This is a genomic window from Acidovorax sp. KPB24-03 (assembly GCF_057546605.1).
The window spans coordinates 1-16,762 of the sequence record NZ_BAAJYR010000065.1 but is presented as its reverse complement, the minus strand read 5'-3'; the positions used below and the strand labels follow the sequence as shown (position 1 = coordinate 16,762).

12 protein-coding genes and 1 pseudogene are annotated in these 16,762 nt (G+C 61.7%); 8 read left to right on the top strand and 5 right to left on the bottom strand.

The features are described 5' to 3' along the window. The 8 genes from AC27KI_RS10265 to AC27KI_RS10230 all read left to right on the top strand — a co-directional run. Positions 1-221: acyl-CoA carboxylase biotin carboxyl carrier protein subunit (locus AC27KI_RS10265; protein ID WP_487113711.1), on the top strand; the 221-nt coding region annotated here is incomplete at its 5' end. A gap of 468 nt (positions 222-689) precedes the next feature. Continuing rightward, a complete protein-coding gene (locus tag AC27KI_RS10260) occupies positions 690-1,253 on the top strand; it encodes a cytochrome b (protein WP_487089614.1) in 564 nt (187 codons plus the stop codon). 98 nt (positions 1,254-1,351) lie between these two features. Then, positions 1,352-1,927, top strand: coding sequence for a YceI family protein (locus AC27KI_RS10255; protein ID WP_487089615.1), 576 nt, complete (start codon positions 1,352-1,354; stop codon positions 1,925-1,927). Between the two features lie 77 nt (positions 1,928-2,004). After that, complete coding sequence (locus AC27KI_RS10250; RefSeq protein WP_272548770.1) at positions 2,005-2,583, top strand: YceI family protein; 579 nt, start codon at positions 2,005-2,007, stop codon at positions 2,581-2,583. A 181-nt stretch (positions 2,584-2,764) separates the two neighbouring features. Further along, on the top strand, positions 2,765-3,223 hold the full coding sequence (locus tag AC27KI_RS10245; RefSeq protein ID WP_487113709.1) for a cupin domain-containing protein: 459 nt from the start codon (positions 2,765-2,767) through the stop codon (positions 3,221-3,223). A gap of 270 nt (positions 3,224-3,493) precedes the next feature. Beyond that, positions 3,494-5,089, top strand: a complete 1,596-nt coding sequence (locus AC27KI_RS10240; protein WP_487113707.1) for an amidohydrolase family protein — start codon at positions 3,494-3,496, stop codon at positions 5,087-5,089. Next, the gene (locus tag AC27KI_RS10235) at positions 5,044-5,187 is read left to right on the top strand and encodes a hypothetical protein (RefSeq protein ID WP_487113705.1); all 144 of its coding nucleotides are present in this window, start codon (positions 5,044-5,046) and stop codon (positions 5,185-5,187) included. Before AC27KI_RS10240 ends, AC27KI_RS10235 begins: the two co-directional genes overlap by 46 nt. Before the next feature lie 198 nt (positions 5,188-5,385). Continuing rightward, on the top strand, positions 5,386-9,366 hold the full coding sequence (locus AC27KI_RS10230) for a hypothetical protein (RefSeq protein ID WP_487113703.1): 3,981 nt from the start codon (positions 5,386-5,388) through the stop codon (positions 9,364-9,366). A 262-nt stretch (positions 9,367-9,628) separates the two neighbouring features. Here AC27KI_RS10230 and AC27KI_RS10225 read toward each other — a convergent pair whose 3' ends face one another. The 5 genes and pseudogenes from AC27KI_RS10225 to AC27KI_RS10205 all read right to left on the bottom strand — a co-directional run. Then, positions 9,629-10,021 carry a CARDB domain-containing protein gene (locus AC27KI_RS10225; protein WP_487113701.1) on the bottom strand — a complete coding sequence of 131 codons (393 nt, stop codon included), beginning with the start codon at positions 10,019-10,021 and terminating at the stop codon, positions 9,629-9,631. A gap of 710 nt (positions 10,022-10,731) precedes the next feature. After that, positions 10,732-11,019: an Imm53 family immunity protein gene (locus tag AC27KI_RS10220; protein WP_487113699.1), complete on the bottom strand. Its 288-nt coding sequence runs from the start codon at positions 11,017-11,019 to the stop codon at positions 10,732-10,734. A 377-nt stretch (positions 11,020-11,396) separates the two neighbouring features. After that, on the bottom strand, positions 11,397-11,852 hold the full coding sequence (locus AC27KI_RS10215; protein WP_487113697.1) for a hypothetical protein: 456 nt from the start codon (positions 11,850-11,852) through the stop codon (positions 11,397-11,399). 9 nt (positions 11,853-11,861) lie between these two features. Next, positions 11,862-16,562, bottom strand: coding sequence for an RHS repeat-associated core domain-containing protein (locus AC27KI_RS10210; RefSeq protein ID WP_487113695.1), 4,701 nt, complete (start codon positions 16,560-16,562; stop codon positions 11,862-11,864). Between the two features lie 6 nt (positions 16,563-16,568). After that, positions 16,569-16,762: pseudogene (locus AC27KI_RS10205) on the bottom strand (hypothetical protein); the annotation flags it as partial.

Below are 16,762 nucleotides of genomic sequence, written 5' to 3'. Positions count from 1 at the left end.
AACAGGACCCCACCGCCGTCGGCGCCCCCATCGCCGGCACGCTGCAGACCTGGAAAGTGGCCGAAGGCGACACCGTGGCCAAGGGCGACGTGATCGCCGTGATGGAAGCCATGAAGATGGAAATGCAGGTCACCGCGCACCGCGCGGGCACGATCGCGCTGAGCGCGGCGGCCGGCAGCTACCACGCGGCCGGCACGGCCATCGCGCGCATCCAGGACTGAAGACCGGGGGCGCTGACAGACTGGGAGTGGCCTTGGGGCCAGACACCCGACACGGCCTTCCCGCGATCCGTCGCCGGAAGGCCCGTGCTTGGATCGCTGCCCGCGCTGGAGGCCCCGGCGCCGGCGGCCATTTTTTGCCGAGGGATCCGCGCTGCGTTCGCGTTTCTCGCTGTTTTCCGCTTGCCCGACCAAGGCAAGCAGGCCAGGGCCTTCACGCAGGCCCCTCGTCGAGGGCTTGGCCGATCCCGATGGGGCGGGTAGTCTTCGGGCTGGGCTGCAAGCCCTTGCTGTGCTCGCCGCTCCCTGCAGGCGCCTTCATCGCTGTCGCCCAGGTGGGTTGAGCATTCACATTTTTTGAACCATTGCGTCAATTCCATTGAAACTTGGCGCACAAAAGGCTATCTACACTGCGCCATGCCTGAGTGTTGCATCGCAGCATTCCACCCCACGAAACCCAGACCACCCTCCATGACACCTCCTCTGCCACGATCGTTCCGCTACGGTGCCACGGCCATCGCCCTGCACTGGATCCTCGGTCTGGCGCTCATCGGCATCTTCGCGGTGGGGTGGTACATGACGGGCCTGCCTTTCTCGCCCCAGCGCCTGAAGCTCTACAACTGGCACAAGTGGGCCGGCGTGACGATCCTGGCGCTGTCCACCCTGCGGCTGATCTGGCGCCTCACGCACCGCCCCCCCGCGCTGCCGCCGGCCGTGCAGGCGGCCATGCCCCGCTGGCAGCACATCGCGCACCACGGTACGCACCACCTGATGTACGCGCTCTTTTTCATCGTGCCGCTGGTCGGCTGGGCCTACAGTTCGGCGGCCGGCTTTCCCATCGTGTTCCTGGGCGTGCTGCCGCTGCCCAGCTTTGTGCCCGTGAGCCCCGAGCTGGCCGAGGCCATCAAGCCCTGGCATGAAATCACCGCCTATGCCCTGGCGGCGCTGGTCGTGCTGCACGTGGCGGCCGTGGTCAAGCACCAAGTCATCGACCGCGACGGGCTGCTGTCGCGCATGCTGCCGGGCCGGGGCTGATCGATCGTTTCGCTGGCCGTGCAGGCGCCGGGGTTTCCGGTCTCGCGGCCGGTTCTTCCTGAATGTTTGGTTTGTTGTTGACTGACGGAGTCCTGTCCATGAAATATTCGATGACGCTGGCTGGCCTCGCGCTGGCATCCACCACGCTGCTGGCGGCCGCACCGGCATTGGCCCAGCAAAAGCTCGTGCCCGAGCAAAGCGAGATCACCTTCGTGAGCAAGCAGATGGGCGTGCCGGTGGAAGGCAAGTTCAAAAAGTTTGATGCCCAGGTCGCGTTCGATCCGGCCAAGCTGGCCACCAGCAAGATCGCCTTCACCGTCGATACCGGCAGCGCCACCCTGGGCGTCAAGGAGTCCGACGCCGAACTGCCCAAGGCCACGTGGTTCAACGTGCCCAAGTTCCCGCAGGCCACGTTCCAGTCCACCGCCATCAAGGCCGTGGGCGCTGGTAAATACGAAGTGGCCGGCAAGCTCAGCATCAAGGGCGCCACGCAGGACGTCACCGTGCCCGTCACGCTGGCCCAGAGCGGCGCGACCACCACGGCCACCGGTGCCTTCGCCATCAAGCGCCTGGCCTTCAAGATCGGCGAGAACGAGTGGGCCGATACGTCCATGGTGGCCGACGACGTGCAGGTCAAGTTCAAGCTCGCGCTGACCGGCGTGGGCAAGCTCTGAGCATCGGCGTTCGCCCGCTGAACCCCGTTTCTGGTTTCTTGTTCCCGTTTCTGTTTTTTCAACCCGGAGATATCGACATGCGCAAATCCCTCTTCGCCCTCGCCGCCGTGGCTGCAACCCTGGCCGCCGGCGCCGTGCAGGCCCAGACCGCCACGTATGCCGTGGACCCGACCCACACCTTCGCCACGTTCGAGATCAGCCACTTCGGCGCCAGCGTGAACCGCGGCCGCTTCGACAAGAAGGAAGGCACCGTGCAGCTGGACAAGGCCGCCAAGACCGGCAAGGTGGAACTGACGATCGACATCACCTCGATCAACACGGGCGTGGCACCGTTCGACAAGCACCTGCAAGGCGCCGACATCTTCGACGCCGCCAAGTACCCCACGGCCAAGTTCGTGGGCGACAAGTTCACGTTCGACGGCGACAAGCTGGTGTCCGTGGCCGGCGACCTGACCATCAAGGGCAAGACCCAGCCCGTGACCTTCAAGGCCAACCAGTTCGCCTGCTACCAAAGCCCCATGCTCAAGCGTGAAGTGTGCGGCGGCGACTTCGAAACCACCATCGACCGCACCCAGTTCGGCGCCGATTACGGCGTGCAGTACGGCTTCCCCAAGAACGTGCGCATCGTGGCGCAGATCGAAGCCGTCAAGCAGTAAACCTTTCCCCCATGGCCTTCGGGCCGTGGGCGGCCAGGGCCGGGCCCCGCGTGCACACCGCTGCGCGGGACCGGCCCTTTTTCGTGGCTGCGCACCCGCAGCACTTGCCACGCAAAGCGGGGGCGCGTGCCGTTGGTTTTTTCGAACGAACAAGGATGAAACAGGTTTTATGAGACCTCTGATGAAACGATGCATGCCGGCCGCCCGCAAGGCCCTGGCCATGGCGGTGATGGCAGGCGCCGTCACCGGTGCCGGCGCTTGGGCGGGCGAGGAGGCGGCGCGCATTCCCGCCATCAAGCTGTACTCCACCCCGGACCACCACGCCGCTTTCGTGCGCGGCACGGTGCCGGCGTTGCACAAGATCCCCACCCAGCAGTTCTGGCTGAGCAACTCGGTGGAGCCGTGGGAGCAAAACACCCAGCCGGCGCCCCGCCGGCAATACGTGGTGCCGCTGCAGGGCGCGCTGGAGTTTCGCGTGAGCGATGGCTCCACCTTCCGCCTGGCCCCCGGCACGGTCTTGCTGGCCGAGGACACCCAGGGCGAAGGCCACAGCTGGAAAATCGTGTCGAACGATAAGGAATGGGTGCGCGCCTATATCCCGATGGTGTCCGAAAATGATGAATTCGAAGCGGACAAGTAGCTTGGAATTTCTTCGCTAAGTGCCTTTTCTCTCGCCATTTTCGAATGGCCTCGCATATTGAGAGATGCTAAAAATGCCGTTATCTGGTCGGCCAGATAGCGGCATTTTCTTTGGTCTGGCATATATACGATTAATGCGTCAGGAGTTCCGCCTGGCAAGGCAAATGTTCGCATCGCCGTCGCTTCTTTCGGGTGCTGGGCAAGGCAAAAGCAGCAGAGGTTAAGAATTAATAAGTCCAACAGATTATTTATTAACCACTGAAAGATCTATATGACCACTGTCAAATCGCCTTCGTCTTCCGCTTCCGTGACCACGCCGCTGCTCAAGCCGTCCGAATCCAAAAACGATGGTGCGGGTTCGTCCACGCAAAAGTCGTCCAAGTTCAGCGGCAGTTCCGTGCTGGATGGCTTGCGTTCCGTCTTCACCGGCTCGGGCAAGTCAGCGTCCGTGCCTCCCCGCAGCAGCAGCATGGTGGTCACCCAGCCGAAGCGCTTCGGCGATGGCAGCGTGCGCCCCGACGCGCTGGTGGCCAAGCGGCACTCCAGCGCGGTCATTCACAGCGCGAAGACGGGTGAGGCGCTCATGGACGGCAACCACTTCGATGTGCCGGGCTTCGTCATGTCGAGCGGGCTGGATGCGCACAGCGATAGCCACATGCACCCCACCAACTACGTGCAGCGCGGCTTGAACCCCGAGCAGTTGCTGAAGATGATGGATGACATCGGCGTGCGCAACACCACGTTGATGCCCATTCCCACCTCGCTGCTGCAAGCCAAGCTGCCGGGTGACGATGGCGCGACCACGGCCCTCAACCCCCACGAAATCTCCGAACAGATCGGCGGCGGCGAACACGCGCACCATTGCGGCCCGCTCGAGTTCTATTACGTGCCCAAGAAGATCGAAGACCGCGTGCTCGCCGGCCGCACGAGCGAAGAACTGGCCAGCCGTCCCAAGCTGGACATCGACGACTTCCGCAAGGACCCGGGCCTGATCAAGGAGATCGTCGATGCGTCCATCCTGTACGTGGACACGGCCGTCAACACCGATCTGGCCACGGCCATCAAGAATTCCGGCATGAGCGAGGCGCAGCGCAGCCGCCTGGACCCCATGATCACCGGCCTGCACCTGGGCGACCCGCGCGTGAGCGACCGCCTGCTGCACGAGCTGTACAAGACCAAGGGCACCTTCACCGGCATCGGTGAAATCACGGTTCACAAGGAACTGGTGGAGGACATGTTCGCGGGTGGCCGGTTGCAGGCCAGCACCCAGACTCCGCGCATGGAGCCGCTCACGAAGCTGATGGAAGTGGCCGGGGTCATCGGCACGCCCGTGGTGCTGCACTGCGACATCGACAACCTGCACGATCAGATCGAGGAGTTCAACAGCAAGGGCAAGGGCAAGGCCTCCGAACCGCGCCCGCCGGCCAACCTGGAAGGCCTGCGCAAGATGTTCAGCGATCCGCGGGTGCAGGACACCAAGATCGTCTGGGCGCACGGCGGCGGCCTGGGCCGTTTCGTGCAGCAGGGCGAGGGCCATCTGGACGCGCTGGAGAAGCTGCTGGCGGACTGCCCCAACCTGAACCTGGACATCTCGTGGAGCGAAGTGGCCAAGCAGATCGGCAAGGACGACCAGTCGCTCACCGCCTGGCGCGGCTTCATCGAGAAGCACAGCGAGCGCATCTGCTTCGGCTCCGACACGCTGGCGCCCAAGGAAACCGGCACCTGGGAAGCCACCAAGAAGATGTACGACGAAGGCCTGTTCCAGGGCATGAGCGCTAAAGCCAAGCAGACGTGCTCAACGGCACCTACGACCGCGTGTTCGTGGCATCGCGCAAGCAGGTGCGCGACTTCGAGAAGAACGTCCTGACCAAGGACTTCATAGAAACCCGCGTCACCAACAACGGTGGCGACCCCGTCACGGCCCAGACGCTGAAGGACCTGAAGGCCGCAGCGGCCACCGTTTGATGGTTTTGTAGGAAACGGCCGAGGGTGGTGGGTGCCGTGCACGCACCACCCTGCCAACGATTTTTTTGGAGCGATGCGATGCGATTTCCCAACTTATGCGGCGTGCGGCCCTCGGACGTTGATGCGGGCCAACACCCGCGAGAACCCCAGGAGACCCGAGAGCCTCGCAGATCCAGCAAGCGCCTGGACTCCGGTGGAATGCCGTTGTCGCGCAGGGAAAGCCAGTCGGGGAGCAACGCATCGGGAGAACCCAACGATGCAAGACTGCCGGGCCAGGAAAAAAAGCATAAATCGATCAAGGCGAAGATCGCCAGCAATCTGAAAAAGGCGGTAGGCATCAAGTCGTCGAAGACAGAGGCATCGCCAACGCCGAAACCTTCCGCAAAATCGGAGGCACCACCAATCCCCAAATCCTCTCGCAATGCCGGCGAAAGTGGGTTCAGCGGGGGGGCCTCCAGCTCCGGCAGGAATCGCAACCCTTCGTTGGTAGAGCTTTTTGCATTGAAAGAAAACGAAGCCTCAGACCCCACGAAGGGCGCATCGGATCTTCAGGGAGACGCGACAACGTCGGGAGGCTCAAAAACCGATCCAAAGGGCAAGCAGCCCCTGCCAAAAAAGGCGGGTGCAGAGAACGATGTCCTCTCCGACGGGCTTGGCAAGGAAGAGACGGAAACAAAAAAATCCTCTGACGGAGGGGGACCTGATTCGAAGGTCGAGACCGACCCCAAACGCATTTTCACCAGCGGCGATGATGAAATCGAAGTCGTCGATGAGGATTCATCCTTTCAGTTTGTCGATCCGACCATGGGTACGGTGGTGCCGCCTGGAGGAGGCACTGGTGGCGGTGGCGGTGGTGACGGCAACAGCGTGCATGACGGCCAGAACTCCGTCGTGGCTTCCGCCAACGAAGAGCCTGTCGTCCAAGCCACGCCGGACCAGGACATGCGGCGCCAGAGTGGGCTGTCCAAGCTCAAGAAGGTCACCGAGGGCCTCAAGGAAGGTGCGTTCAAGCACGGCTTCGGCTTCTCCAGCACGACGGTATCGCCTGTCTGGAACCCTTTCCAGAGCAAGGTGTCGTCGGCCAAGCCCAAGATGGGCAGCTTCCTCGGGCAGGACGGCGTCGAGCCGCCCAAGGTGCCCAAGACACTGGAGAATGCCGCCCCGCGCGTGGGCCGCACGATGCCCCAGGAAGGCGCTGCGCTTCAGAGGCTGAAAAAGGAATCGACGATCAATGGGATCATCACGAGCCAATTCAACGGTCCGCCGGACCAGAAAGCGGCCTTGCTGGCAAGCGTCATGCAGTTGAAAGAGGCCGCCGGAATGTCGCCAGAAGAGACCAACGTCTTGATCAAGGCGCTGGCTCTCCACAACGAGAAAGACCCGGCGCAGGCCCAACGCATTCTGCAAGCGTTGCCCCAGGTCCGGCTGGTGGACGACCTGCTCACGCCGCGCCCCGCCGAGGAAATCACGGCCGATGTGCAACTGGCCTGGAACTTCGCGGCGAAAATCGAAGGCCTCAAAGGTGGCAAGGGGATGGACTTGCTGATCAAGGTCACCGCCAGGCCCGATGGCGCCGCCGAGGGCGCACCCGCCCTGACGGATGCGCAACGCGGCCCGATGCTCGCTTACCTGCGCGCTGCGGCCGAGGTGGCACGCGCCGCTGGCAGAAACGCACCGGCCTTGGACCCGAGCAGCATGTTTGCCCACGGCAAGCTGGGCGACGCCGTTCGGGCCACGCCGAATGGCTGGCCAGGCCGCGCGGGTGCCCCGATTGCCAATGGCTCCTCGCTCACTCTGGCCGAAAAAGCGCTGCTGGCCGTGCGCGACGAACTCGACCCCGCCATCCAGGAAGTCCATGGATGCCGTCACGCGGTGCAGATGGTCCGTGGTGGTATGTTGACCGACAAGCCCCGCAATCCCGACGGCACCAAGAGCGAATTCCAGAAGGTCGAATCCCGGGCCTCCAAAACCATGGGCATGCATTTGAACCGTGCCATGGCATCGCGCACCGGCTTTCAGCGCATTGCAGACACGCTGCGCTACGGCACGCTGCACCACGGCAAAAGCCCGTTCTACGGGTACGACGCCATCGTGTCCTCGCGCGGCCAGAACATGGGATTCGAGCTGTCGCACATCGGCGGCATTCACGAAGGCCGCGCCATGAAAGACATGGTGGACGTGCTGGAGTCCACCCTTAAAGCCCGCGGCGGTGCGGGAGACGCGGGCTTGCCCACCGCGCAAAACGCGGTGGATGGCCAGGCGCTGCTGGACGACGCTGGCGCCGGTGGCACGCTGCTGCGCAACATGGTGCGATCTGAGATCCTTCAGCGTGCCAAGACGGAAGCGCTGCTGCTGCCGCGCCTTGCGCGGGGCGACAATCTTTCCGAGAGCGCGATTGCGCAGGTGCGCACGGCCGTGCTCGCCGCCATCCAGTTGCCCGAGTCTGCTTCGCAGGAGGTGGCGGTCGCCGATCAGGTGCAGGAACTGCTGACGGCAGCCCTGGCCGAGCAGAACGTTCCGCTGACGCCCGCCCGGCTGCTCGCCTGGGCCGGCGATGCAGGAGGCCCCACCGACGCCAAGTCGGTGCAGGAAATGCGGACTTTCAACCGCGAGGACGGACAGCCGGACTGGAAGTCGTTCTCGACCGCGTTCGACCGGCTGGTGAACAAAGACGTCCGCGTTCCGGCCAATACGCCCATCAAAGGCAAAAACCGCGCTGAAACCGCAGAAATCCTCGCCTCCATGATCCGTGGCGAAGAACTGGGCTCGGGCTTTTCGCTGGCCAATGCCGGCAACACGCAGGGCACCACCCGCAACGTGAGCGAAGTCATCTCGGGCGTCCTGTCCGGCGCGACCATGTCGGTTCGCGCGGACTTAGGGGGCGGGCGCACGCGCATCGTTTCCTTCGAGTCCGGCGTGTCCACGGACCGCAGTTCATTGCGCATGAGCGTATCGACCGTCCGCCGCAATCAGGAAGGGGCGGGTGCCTCGTTCGGCTTCCGTCTCGGCCAGGAAGAGGCCGCCTCTTTTTCGGCCTCCATCGGCGGTGACGTGGGCCACAGCTTCGAGCTGCTGGAGCAAGAAGGCGCCGTGTTCGGATTTCCGCGCCACAAGACGGGCGGCGTGGGCGGCGACCGAGACCTGGCCCAGCAAAAAGCGCGGCTCATCAAATTGCTGATCGGTGTGCCTGACAAGGCGGGGCCCTACCACGAGCCCGGCAACCCGGAAGACAAAACCTCTCTCGTCAAGCGCGCCTACCAGGAGTTCGGCGATGCCATTTCCATCGGTGCCTTCGAGGTCCGGCAGAAAGACCATCGCTTTACGGGAAGCTCGTCGGCCGGCGCGGGTGCCACCATCGGCAGCCTGCGGGTGGGGCTGCCGCAAGCCGGCGTGGCCGGCGAAACGCGCCTGGGGACGCTCGAATACAAAGACACCTCCGGCACGCTCAAGGTCATCCGTGAGTCCGAATCGAAAGCGTTCAAAGCCAGCGCCACCGGGGCTCTGGCCGCATTGAGCGGATTGATCGAAGGCGCCACCGCCCCGACACCCGCCCCGGGCGAAGTCGCGGCCGACGCCGTGACCAGCATGACATCGCTGGCGGTTGCCAATATCGGATCGATGTCCACCGATTTCTTCAGGGACGGCGAAACGCGCACCACGACCCGCATCCTGTACGACGAAAAGGAACTGCCCACGAGCTTTGCCACCCAGACCCTGGTCACCAGCAAGGACTTCGTGCAGAACCTGGCGGCCGACCTCGAAAACTTTGCGGAAGACAAAGCCAAGAAGTTCTTTCCCGCCCGGCACAGCGCCGACCGCGACCAGGCCGTGCAGACCGAAAAGAAAATCCTGGGCGAATTCGCCGGCCACTTGCGCCAACACCGCGATATGACGGGCACCTCGCAGCTGTACTGGGAATGGGGCCCCAGCCATGTGGATGCCAGCAACCTGCTGGAAGCGGACCGCGAACTGTCCGAAAAATTGGGCGACAAGGAAGGTGCCAAACAAGCGATGCGCGACATCGACACGATCCACAAAGACCCCGGCTACCGGGAGGCGCGCTTCCTGATCAATGCCAACGAACAGTCGGCCAGCGACGTGAGGGGCGTGAACGGAATGATGGGCGTGCGCCACGATGTGAGAACGAGCGCGAATGTTCGGTCGTTGAACTTCACTTGATGGGGTGATCCGCGCCACGCCGACCGGCGCGGGGCGGAGTCCTGGCCTTGACCATGACACCGATAGCTGCTCCAGCCAAATGCGAAATGGTTGGGCTGTGAAGCACCTGTGCAGGCGCCTCTTGCGGTGCCATCCGCCGACGCGGGTGGCACCACTGCCAATGGATGCCTGCACGCACTGCACACGGAGCCGGCTGCCACCGTGATGCAGTCCGGCTGGGCCTGCTGTCGTCCATCCGGCGGGCCAGACTCACTCCTTTGCCTCAGGGCTTTCCGCCGAACTGGCCCTTGTTGCGGTTGTTGGCCTCGTTGGTCTCCTGGACCGTGTTGGAGCGGTCCGCAATCGCCTCGTATTGGGCTTGCGACAGCAGGAACCCGGTCTGAACTGACAGCGCCACCTGCTGGCCAGGCTGGAGTGCCTGGATCTTTGGGCTGAACACCTTGAGGCTGCCGCCGAATGGCACAACGCGCAACGCCAGGTAGCAGGCAGCCGAGGGCCCTGCACCCTGGTTCTTGACCTGCACCGTGATGACACCGCCGTCGAGGTTGGGCGAATCGACGCTGGGCACCACCAAATCAGGCAAAGCCTGTGCCGAAGCGGCCCAGGCCAGCGTGAGCGATGCGCAGAGAAAGACGTACTTCGAAGAAGACTTCATGGTTCGGACTCCTGGTGTGTGTGCCGCACTGGAGTAGTACGCGGCTGGTGCGGCGGCAACTGCGCGATAGAAGCGGGGCGGTTTCCTTTCTTTATGCAACCGCCGGAAGTCATTGCCTCAGGCGCGGCGCAGGTAAGTACCGCTGACTACGATCTTTGCGCATTTTCCAACTTATGGGCGAATCTGTAATTAACTAGTCGACGCCTTGTTTCTGACACATCATGCGCAAGCAATTGAAAAATATTCAGCGGGTTTTTTTGTTTGCCGCGATGTTGGTTTTACGTTTTTCTCTGGATCCTTGCTAGGACCAGAAAAATTTCTTTCGGCAGCTTTATTTTTGAGGGAATTTTATTTCTTACTCTGACTGAGGGCTTCTTGAAATTGGATATACAACAGTTTAGGGTATATACGTGTAACCCGCTATCCAGTATTGGAGACTGTCGTTACCCCATCTTCAGATATTTTGTCTGAAGGATGTACATCTAAGCTTTGGTAGGCCAGTCTAGTGGGATGGCATTGGTAAGGGTAATATCAATGCTATTTTCTTCATCAATTAATATGTTGAGTTCGAGTTGACTCCTGATTGCAACTGGGTATTGGTTTGTTTTATTTAATCAGCGAATTGCGAATTTTCTTGCCTAGCGTTTATAATGATTAAAATAATGAATTGTGATTAATTTTTTGAATTCAGATGGTTTGAAAATTAATTATTACTCTTTGGTTAGCCATCTGGCTGCCTGTCTTAATATTTCATTTAAATTAATGGGGCCGCCATAGGCGGAAAAACTGTATTCTGTAGCCTTGATATGTACCCAGTTCTGATCTGAAGATTCTGTCGCGTAGGTGAACGGTGTTCTTTTATCATCATCTTTTATTTGAATGCACCATCCTGGATTGTCGATGTTTTTAATTTCAATCCCAAATTCATGCTCCCATTGGCCGTTGCATTTGATTTGATACCATTTTGTAATGATTTCAATTGCATTTGATGAGTTCATCTGCAAAGTCCTTTCTCTTTGGCAAGACGCCTCGCTGTTCTGACGTCTTATTTGGTTTCGGCCGCGACGGGACTGCCGCCTTGAGATTGCCGTCAGCACAATTAGGCCATCCTTAAATTTTATGGATTTAGGAGCTATGGAAGGTTAATTGGTACATCAAGAAAAAAGAGGATGAAAAGTGCTAAATGCCTTAGTCATAATTGGCATTGTTGCTATTAAATAAATAGCAAATGGCGAAAAAACCACACAGTGCAAAGCATTTGGCCAATGGCTGTGGCAGGTTTGTGTCGGCGAGGGTCGTTGCAACTGGTTTTTAGCAAACAGACTGTTGAGGTGATTAGTTGAAATCAAAATCTGCCGAATGACTGAATTTTCCTTTATTCTTTTAAGCTCAATAATTGATCTGATATTTTTTTCTTAACTTTTTCTAAATCTTCTATGTACCTGGTGAAATTTATTTTTTCCCCGATTATTTTTTTTGATTCATAATCTTTCCAAATAAAAAAGTGATTTCTTTGATTGGTTGTTGCAATAAATGCAAATTCACCATCAAAAATTTCGTTATTTATTGGTATGGCGCTAAATTTTTCGAGTGCTTCATAATTAATATTAATTTTATTGAAGCTTTTCTCTATATTTTCATTTAATACAACTACGCCGTTATTTTTGGTTAGCCTATCTATTGTGATTTGAATTTCTTTTTCCAAAAGGCCGCAGACTGACCACGCATCTGGATTTCCTATAATGTGTTCGTTGATTTTTATGAGAATATTGCAAAATATCTCCTGTGTTTGAAGAGAAATTTCTACCGGATATGTAATTTCGTTGTTCATTTTGTTTGTCTAGCAAGAAGGTACTGCTTTGCCCTCTTTATGCATTTTTCTCAGTCGCTTCTCAACATCAGAAGGAATCTCCAGTCCTCGACCTTGAGATTCATCACCATTCCAGTGCATTTTCCCGTCGTTACTATTTCCAAAGCGGTGAATTACTCCTTTGTCATCAATTGCATACCAATGTTGTCCTTTTGCGTCGGGGACAGAACGTTTGGCCAGTGCTGCATGATTGCATGGAAGCGTCGATGTTTTTGAACCTCCTCCTCTGAATTTTCCTGACGAGGGATCATGATGTCCAGGGTTTTCGTATTGAGGTTTTGGGCCATGGTATCGACCTGCTTTGGGCAGTCGATTAAGTCCTAGAGGGTCAATCCATGCATTTGGATTTGAGGCATATTGAAAGAGATTAATTCCCCCATTCAAACCAATTGGATCTTGATTAGCAAACCGCCCTATGATCGGATCATAATAACGAAACCGGTTGTAGTTCAGCCCAATTTCCTCATCGAACTGCTGCCCCTGAAATCGGAAGGGTTGCTCAATGGGTGGCGGAGCGGATGAACGACTGCTAGCGCTTTCGATGTGGTCAGTTCCCGGCCCATGTCCCATTCGACGCTGGATAAGGCCGCCATCCGTTCCTGTCCTCGCCACGGTCCGCAGCGTGGCCTCTCCCCACACCTTGTAATCCGCCGCCCAGGCGATGCGCCCTTGGGCATCCGTCAACTCCAGCGGCGCTCCGATCTGGTCGCACTGGTACCAGTAGGTGTGCCGGTTTTCTTCGGTGCCCTGGATGCTTGCCAACGGCACGAAGCTGTCGGGCTCGTACACGAACAGCGCGTCCTTGCCCCCACGCTGGCTGTGCACCATCAGATCGCCATCCCACAGGAAGTGCGTTGCGCCGAACGAGTCTGCCTTGGACACGCGCCGTCCCAGCGCGTCATAGGCATAGCGCGTGGTTTGCGTGACCCCATGGCGCGTGGTGCTGGCCTCGACCAGTTGGTGATCGGCATTCCAGCGCAGCTGGACCACCTCATGGTGCCCCGCTTTCTGATTGCCCCGCGTGCGCTTCGTCACATTGCCGTGCACGTCGTACTCGAAGTGCAGGTCCTGGTAGAAGCGCAGGCGGTTATCACCCACCACGCCCAGGCCGGCCCTGGCTTCGCTGCTGTGTTGCCGCCCGACCTGCGCCTCGCCGCCATCCAGCAGATTGCCCGCCGGATCGAACGCGAACAGTTCGCGCGGCTGGTGGCTGCCAGCCCCGGGCAGGGCGGCCAGGATGCGGCCCGTGGGGTCGTAGCGGAAGTTCTGGCGGCCTCGAAGGGTGTCGCCCCGGGCCACCAATTGGCCCGAGAGGTCGTAGGCGTAGGCCCGCTCCAGTACGGGCTGCGTAGCGATGTTGCCGCTGGTGCGATATCCGGCGCGGTGGTGGATCAGCCGCCCGGCCGGGTCGTACTCGTACTGGCTGGATGCGGCCCCCTGGCTGCGCTCGACTTCGCGGTGCAGAGCGTCGCGCTCCATGTCGGCGATGACCTCGTGCGCGCCCTCCTGTCCTGGCTGCGCGATGTTGATCTGGTGCAGGTGGCCGGAGCCGTAGAACAGCCAGTTCAGCGTGCGCCCATCGGGCAGCAGCGTCTGCGTGCGGTTACCCAGCGGGTCGTATTGGTGGCGCAAGCTGCGCTGCAGGTCCTGACGGCCGGCCGTTGCTGCGCGGCCTATCCGTGGCGGCAGACCGGGGCCACCCTGGCCGATGAGCGTCTGTGTCTCGCTCAATAGCTGCCCCACCGGGTCGTAGGCGAAGGCCAGGTGCGCGGCGCCATTGTTCGCCTGGGTCAGCCGGCCCAGCGCGTCGTAGCGGTAGGTGGTCTCCTCGGGCGGGCCTTCGTCGCCATGGGCGCGCTTGGCCAGCAGCCGGCCCAGCGCGTCGCGCTCGAAGTGCGTCACCTTGCCCGGCCCGGCCTCGCTGCCGCCCGCCTCGATCAGGTGGGTCAATTCACTCGCGGCGTTGTACACGTAGCGCTGCCAGCGGCCGTCGAACCCGATCTCGTCGGTGAGCTGGTCGCGCAGGTTGTAGCGGAAGGTGGTCTGCGCGCGGTTCTCGTTATCGAGGGCGATCAGGCGGCCCGCGCGGTCGTAGTGGTAGGCCAGGGTGCGCCCGGCGGCATCCATGCGGGTCAGGGGCCGGCCCACGCCGTCGTAGGTGTAGCGCGTCGTGGCGCCCAGCGGATCGGTATAGGCCAGCAGGTGGCCTTCGCCGTTCCAGGTGTTCTGGTGCAAGGCGGTGGCGCTGTCCGTGCCGGGCTCGGCCACATGGACGAGCCGGCCCGCGCGGTCGTAGGTGTAGCGCGTTGCCTGCCCCAGCGCATCGGTGCGCTGCACCAGCTGCCCCAACGCGTCGTAGGCAAAGCGCGTGGTGCGGCCCGAGCAGTCGGTGTAGGCAATCAGGTTGCCCGCCTCGTCCCAGCGCAGCACCTTCTTGCCGCCCTTGGCATCGATCACCTCCACCGGCCGCCCCAGGCCGTCGTACTGGTAGGCCGTGGTCTGCCCGAGCGGATCGGTCGTCTGCACCAGATTGCCGTGGCGGTCGTAGGTACGCCGCCACTCGAAGCCCATCGCATCGCGCAGCGTCGTCACCAAGTCCATCGCGTTGTACTGCAGCGCAGTGGACTGCCCCAGGGCGTTGGTGATCTGCGTGAGGTTGCCACGCGCGTCATGGCGCAGCGTGGTGCGTCGGCCCAGCGGATCGGTGCTCCCTTTGGCCGTGCCGGTGGCATCGAACGGCGTCTCTTCCCTCAATTCCTCGGGCGTGCCCTCGGCAGTGACGGTGGCCACGATGTTGAAGCGCGCATCCCAGTGGTAGGCGGTCACGCGCCCCAGGCCATCGGTGTGGCGGGTGATGCGTTCGTGCGGCAGATAGGTGAAGCGGTCGTCGTCCTGGCCGGGGATGGGCGCATCGGCGCACCATGAGCGCAGCACGCGGCCCTGCGGGCCTTCCGCGTCGTACTGGGCGAAGTAGCGGTGGCCGCTGGCCTTGCGGTAGCCGACCAGCACGCCCGAGCGCCAGGCGTACTGGCGGTAGGGCAGGTCGCCGTGGTGCGTGGCGACGAGCTGGCCTTGCGCGTCGTAGGCATAGCGGGCCAGTACCTGGGGCGTGGATTGGCCGGGCGCCAGCAGCTCGACGGCGGCCAGGCGCGCGCCACCCAGGGGATCGGTGGGCAGGGCATCGGGGGTGGGCGGCGTCCAGGCCAGCCGCAACTGCCGCCCCGCCGAATCGGACAGGCCGACCAAGCGAGGCAGCGCGAAGGGAGAAGAGAACACCCCTGCACTGGCCGCACTGACGCCGCCATCGGCCATGGCCTGCTCGCGGGCCTGCCGCGCGCTCCAGGTCAGCACCTCGCCCGTGGCGGTATCGGTGTCGCCCGCCGCCCAGTGCAGCGCCACGGCATTGCCGTTCGCATCCTGCAAGCGTGCCAGGGGCAGGCGCCACTGCTCGGGGGCGTGCTGGCGGTAGTGGTGCTCCAGTCCGCCCTTGTGCGCGATGACCCACAGGCCCTCTTCCGGGTGGCGCACGGTGAACTTCTCATACGGGTCGAACCACTCGCCGCCCAGGGCGACGTGGGGCAACGGCACATGGCGGCCCGCTTCGTCGAGCAGCACCATGCCGTCGGCGGAAAGCCGCAGTTCCTGTGCCATCGGGTGGCTCCAGCCGCGGCCCCAGGGGCCGTCCTCGGCCAGGCCTGATCGGTAGCGGCGGCGCCAGACCAGGGGAATGGGGCCGGGCAGGGTGAAGTCGGTCTCGTCCATGAGCTTCTGGCCGCTGGACAGGATGACCGGCCCGCCGATGGTGCACGACTCGCATGGTCCCTTGCCATTGGGGTGCTGGCTGTCGCTGTGCTCCTTGGTGGGGTGCGTGTCGTTCTTGCCCTCGGTCTGCGTCTTGCGCTTGAAGCGCTTGCCCGCGATCGCGGCCAGCAGGGCCGCGCCGCTGCCCAGCAGCCACTTGGCCAGGCGCACGCGGGCGGCCTCCAGTTGCTCGGGGGTCATCTCCGAGCCCCAGGTCTCGGTGATGGAACGGATCTCCTCGGCCGCCTGCACGGCCGCCTGGCCCGTGCCGACCACGCGGTCGGCCATCACGGCGCCGCCGGCGATCTGGCCGACGATGGGAACGCCCTGCACGGCCGTGGCCGCGATCGACACGCCCAGGCCCACGTAGGTGGATGGATCCTTGAGCATCTCGAGGATGGCGTCCACCTCCTCCTGTGCTGCCTGGCCGAAGTGCCGGGCCTCCATGCCACCCATCACCTTGCCGGCGTTGTCGATCATCTTCTGGGTCTCGGGCGAGAGCCGGACCAGGATGGCATTGGTGAGGGTGGTCACGCCATTGACGACCATCTCGCCGGCCTCGTGCACCACGGATTTGACGTAGGTGACATGCTGGTTCACATGGTCACGGACGTTGGTGAACCAGCCCACGATGGTGCTGGAAGGATCGTGCTTGCCCTGGTCCATCGCGCCGTAGCGGTTGGACATGTCGGTGCCGTGTTCCTTGATGGTGCCCAGCGGGATGAGGATGGCCTTGCTGTTGTTGCTGTGCCAGGCCGTGCCCTGCTTGCCGCTGGTCTTGAGCTTGACGGGCGTGGCCGGATCGAACGTCCAGCCGTTGGCCACCTGCGTGATCGCGCCCTCGCCGCCGCTGAAGATGTGCGTGCCCATGCGTTTTTACTTCCCTTGCAATCGTTGGTTCTTGTTCTGGAGAAAGCGGGCCGAGTAGGTCGGGGCCGCCGGGCCGGTGCCGGCCGAAGGGGCGCTGGGGCTGCGCTGCGCAGCTGCCTCGGTGGGAAGGGTGCGCTCCAGTGCCACGGCGGCAGCGGCGGTGCCTTCGTCCAGCGCCCACGACAGGATGGAGTTGGGCG

What these genes read in the sequence shown, in the direction of transcription:
- AC27KI_RS10260 (WP_487089614.1), top strand. Translation starts at nt 690, where the DNA reads ATGACACCTCCTCTGCCACGATCGTTCCGCTACGGTGCCACGGCCATC.
- AC27KI_RS10255 (WP_487089615.1), top strand. Translation starts at nt 1,352, where the DNA reads ATGAAATATTCGATGACGCTGGCTGGCCTCGCGCTGGCATCCACCACG.
- AC27KI_RS10250 (WP_272548770.1), top strand. Translation starts at nt 2,005, where the DNA reads ATGCGCAAATCCCTCTTCGCCCTCGCCGCCGTGGCTGCAACCCTGGCC.
- AC27KI_RS10245 (WP_487113709.1), top strand. Translation starts at nt 2,765, where the DNA reads ATGAAACGATGCATGCCGGCCGCCCGCAAGGCCCTGGCCATGGCGGTG.
- AC27KI_RS10240 (WP_487113707.1), top strand. Translation starts at nt 3,494, where the DNA reads ATGACCACTGTCAAATCGCCTTCGTCTTCCGCTTCCGTGACCACGCCG.
- AC27KI_RS10230 (WP_487113703.1), top strand. Translation starts at nt 5,386, where the DNA reads ATGCCGTTGTCGCGCAGGGAAAGCCAGTCGGGGAGCAACGCATCGGGA.
- AC27KI_RS10225 (WP_487113701.1), bottom strand. Translation starts at nt 10,021, where the DNA reads ATGAAGTCTTCTTCGAAGTACGTCTTTCTCTGCGCATCGCTCACGCTG.
- AC27KI_RS10220 (WP_487113699.1), bottom strand. Translation starts at nt 11,019, where the DNA reads ATGAACTCATCAAATGCAATTGAAATCATTACAAAATGGTATCAAATC.
- AC27KI_RS10215 (WP_487113697.1), bottom strand. Translation starts at nt 11,852, where the DNA reads ATGAACAACGAAATTACATATCCGGTAGAAATTTCTCTTCAAACACAG.
- AC27KI_RS10210 (WP_487113695.1), bottom strand. Translation starts at nt 16,562, where the DNA reads ATGGGCACGCACATCTTCAGCGGCGGCGAGGGCGCGATCACGCAGGTG.